At 43.6% G+C, this 3,320-nt stretch carries 3 protein-coding genes and 1 pseudogene; 3 read left to right on the plus strand and 1 reads right to left on the minus strand.

The features are described from left to right. Nucleotides 1-754, minus strand: a 754-nt coding sequence (locus H6G97_RS48260) for a hypothetical protein (protein WP_190947410.1), incomplete at its 3' end; no start/stop codon positions are given. A 239-nt stretch (nt 755-993) separates the two neighbouring features. On the opposite strand from H6G97_RS48260, the gene H6G97_RS48265 reads away from it, so the two are divergent. The 3 genes and pseudogenes from H6G97_RS48265 to H6G97_RS48275 form a co-directional block, all read left to right on the plus strand. Beyond that, on the plus strand, nt 994-1,248 hold the full coding sequence (locus tag H6G97_RS48265; RefSeq protein ID WP_094329294.1) for a hypothetical protein: 255 nt from the start codon (nt 994-996) through the stop codon (nt 1,246-1,248). A 113-nt stretch (nt 1,249-1,361) separates the two neighbouring features. Then, nucleotides 1,362-2,321 (plus strand): hypothetical protein, encoded by a 960-nt coding sequence (locus tag H6G97_RS48270; protein WP_338422018.1) that lies wholly within the window; start codon nt 1,362-1,364, stop codon nt 2,319-2,321. Between the two features lie 85 nt (nt 2,322-2,406). After that, nucleotides 2,407-3,320 (plus strand): annotated as a pseudogene (locus tag H6G97_RS48275) (hypothetical protein); the annotation flags it as partial.

The raw sequence follows: 3,320 nt of genomic DNA on the forward strand, positions 1-3,320 counted from the left end.
ATGAGCGCACTGCATCATAGACCGAGTTAGAATACTGCTGCTGACCTGAATAACGCCTTTTCACCCACCAGTTACCGTCAGTGCATCCGACTTGCCCCAGTTTCACGCCGTTGCTGTTGTAAATGCCATCATCGAGAATTTCAAACCTATAATTCTGGCACTCGTTGAAGATATGCGCCATGATTTGGTTTTCAGTAGAAGAGGAAGGCATGGGGGCAGAGGCGCAGAGGGGCAGAGGAGAAAGTTGTTGTAAGTTTTTCCCCTCTGCACCCCTGCTCCCCTGCACCTTTGCTTTTACTGGTAGTGTGCTGTCTTTATAGTGAGTGCAGATGAAGCGATCGCAACGCATTGGAGTGTTGGCACGGAATACTTCTTTATCGTTGACCATAACTACCCAGCGTTGCGTTAAGTGGTTGTCGTCATGGCTGATGGTGCCTATCAGTTTGTCATCAGCGTAATATTCGTGGTGGTCAAATGAGATTTCGACTGTTGTGAGGGGTTCGGAAGCTACAACTTGGGCTTGGTCAGCGATGTAGTTGTCGAGTTCGGCTTGGGCTGCGGCTTGGTTGTCGGGGGCAGCAGGGGCGAGTTTCTGAATCTTGCTTGCCTGATAATTAACAATGGCGGAAATCCACGCGTCCTTACAGCGTTTGTCGCTTACTTTGGTTGTGCAGGCAATTTCGCTGTAGATTTGCTTGAGTTGGGCAATAGATTTCAGTTGCAGCTGTTGTGCTGTGTAAAAGGCGTGAGTCATAATTAAGATTCCCTGTACGAATGTATGGGTTTTTCAAAAGGCGATCGCTTCCAAAGTTTCCGAGGCTAAGGGCGGTTGCCTTTTGTGATAGTTATATTATGCTATTCTGATAACTGATTATCAATACACTAATTAGCAATTAGTCTGTTAATTGATAGCCTGTATGTTGATTGGCTGTTATTCTGTAATCAGATAAGCGTTAATGGAGGTTAATCATTAAAAACGTGTTAGCACTTTGGATGGAAGCATATATTGATATTTCGCAATGGTGGCCCAAAACTGAAGATGGTAGCCTCTTGTCTGTCTATGCAGTTCATAGGCAGTTTGAGGGTAGCCCGAATGAAGTCACTAGACATACCTTGACTGTCGCCCGTGATGGCAGGCTAAAAAAAGCGGATATCGATAATTTGGTAAAACTAGCAAGGATTTGCTCTGTGCTATCTGGAGAGTTAGTAACTGTCAATGACATTGTGAAAATTCAAGAGGATTCGTGAAGATGATAATGCTCCACCGAGTCCAATCCCAGAGCATTACTGCCATAACTCACCACATAGTTAATCTATTTGTCATTGATTTTGAGCAAGTACTATTGAATTAAAGGGGTGGAATGATGGCTAAACCATCTTCTAGGCGTAAAAAAGCCACCTCTGCCGCAGAGATAAATTCAAAATCACTCAGTAACTCTGCAAATGAAGATATCTCTGTTGAGGAAAATCCAACTACAGCAACAATTACGGTTAGTGCTGTTGAAGTAGAGGAATTGACCGACGAGGAACAAAGCGATCGCCTACTCCTGGAGAGGAAGGTCGAACGGGCGTTTTTTGAAGCGGGGAAGGCACTGGCAGAATTACGCGATCGCCGACTGTACCGTTCGACGCATTCAACCTTTGAAGACTATTGCAAGGACAGGTTTGGATTTGAGCGTCGTCATCCTTACAGATTAATTGAAGCTGCTGGAGTTGTAGATAATTTAATCAAAATGTGTCCAAATTGGACACAAAATCAAATTGAAGATGATCCTGCTACAGTCCACTCTGATCAGCTACAAATCTTGCCTACCAGCGAAGGGCAAGTTCGACCCATGACTAAGCTCGAACCGCAACAACAGCAAGAAGTGTGGCTAAAAGCAGTAAAACTTGCTGGCGGGAAAGTGCCTACTGGCAAAATCGTGAAAGATGTTGTGCAGCGCATAATGGAGCGAACCCAAGTACCAAATACCTACCAGGTTGGCGAAGTTTGCCAAATCCTTACCAAAGACAACCCCGAACTCAGGGGTAAGCGTGGCTGCTGGGGGATAGTCGCAAGAGTGAATGATTTTAGTTGCACTGTCAAAAGCTGGGATGGGGAATATACAATTGCTTTGCAGCACCTGAAATCTTACGATTACCTACCTGCGGAGTGTCAGCAGATGCGGGAGATATGCGATCGCGTTAATCGGGTGTATTCAAGTGAGCTGGAGGAGTCGGTGCAGAAGTTCTTGGAGTCGCTGGGGAAGCTGAATCGTGCTTATTTGACTGGACTGGAAGAGAAAGTGCTGAGTTTGTTGGAAGCTGAAATTGCAAATTAACGTTTGTTAAATAATGTTTGACTGTCCTCCTCCTTACTTCCGGTTGAAATAGGCTATTTATGTAATGCTAAGGGGATTTCCCAAGATGCCAAAAAAGAGCCAGAGCAATTCTTTGGGTAAGGTTAAACAAGAAACCTCTGTTGGTTCGCGTATCTTTGAAGCACTTACAGAAGAGGAGATTTCCCGGCTACTCGATGAATTATTTGCGGTTTTATCTAACGAACAGCGAGTAACTGTGTTTGCTCAACTGCAAGGGAATACCCAGGAGACTTTAACTCAAATCATCGCTCCACCTCAAACAGTAGAACAGGTAAAAACAAGCAAAGCACAACCAACTTCTTTGGCAAAATTAGCTCAAACTTGGTCCCAATTATGGGGAGAATGGAATCAGATTATTTGGCAAGCATCCCAGCCAGAGGGAAAATATATAGTCCAAGAAGCAAGCTGGGAAGAACCTTATTTTGATGACTGTACTTTTGTTGAAGATTTAGAAGCAGTTGCACAAAAGATGAAGCCATTGGTAAAAACGGCTTTTGAGAATGGCTTTAGTAATGACGATGGTTTTGCAGCCAGTTTGTTGTCAGCAGAAAGTGAAATCTCTAATGGTATACCCGACTGGATAGAAATTGCTAATGGTATTCATTTGGAAGGAGCGACAACAAGTAGCTTATTGGAATGGGAATGGTTATTGGTGCAGTCACAAGGACAAGATGGGTTCAAATTAGCTCAAAAAATTAGGGAATTGGATGAGGAATTTTACCACACCAGTTTAGATGATGATGCTGTGACCGATTTCTTTTGCCATTTACCTGATGTTGAAAAAAAGTTAATTTTTGACGGATTGACAGCCAATCGAGAAGCTTCTCTGTGGAAGCATGACCTAGAGAATACTTTTTCTTATTGGCATATAGTTTACATGGAATTGATGCAGCAATTTGCAACCCCAGAGATATATTTGAACAATCTCCGGGCGACTATTTCCCAGGAATGGCAAAATGG

It is taken from the genome of Nostoc flagelliforme FACHB-838 (genome assembly GCF_014698065.1).
Lineage (GTDB): Bacteria > Cyanobacteriota > Cyanobacteriia > Cyanobacteriales > Nostocaceae > Nostoc > Nostoc flagelliforme_B.

Coding starts and splice junctions, on each gene's coding strand:
- H6G97_RS48265 (WP_094329294.1), top strand. CDS start 994: ATGGAAGCATATATTGATATTTCGCAATGGTGGCCCAAAACTGAAGAT.
- H6G97_RS48270 (WP_338422018.1), top strand. CDS start 1,362: ATGATGGCTAAACCATCTTCTAGGCGTAAAAAAGCCACCTCTGCCGCA.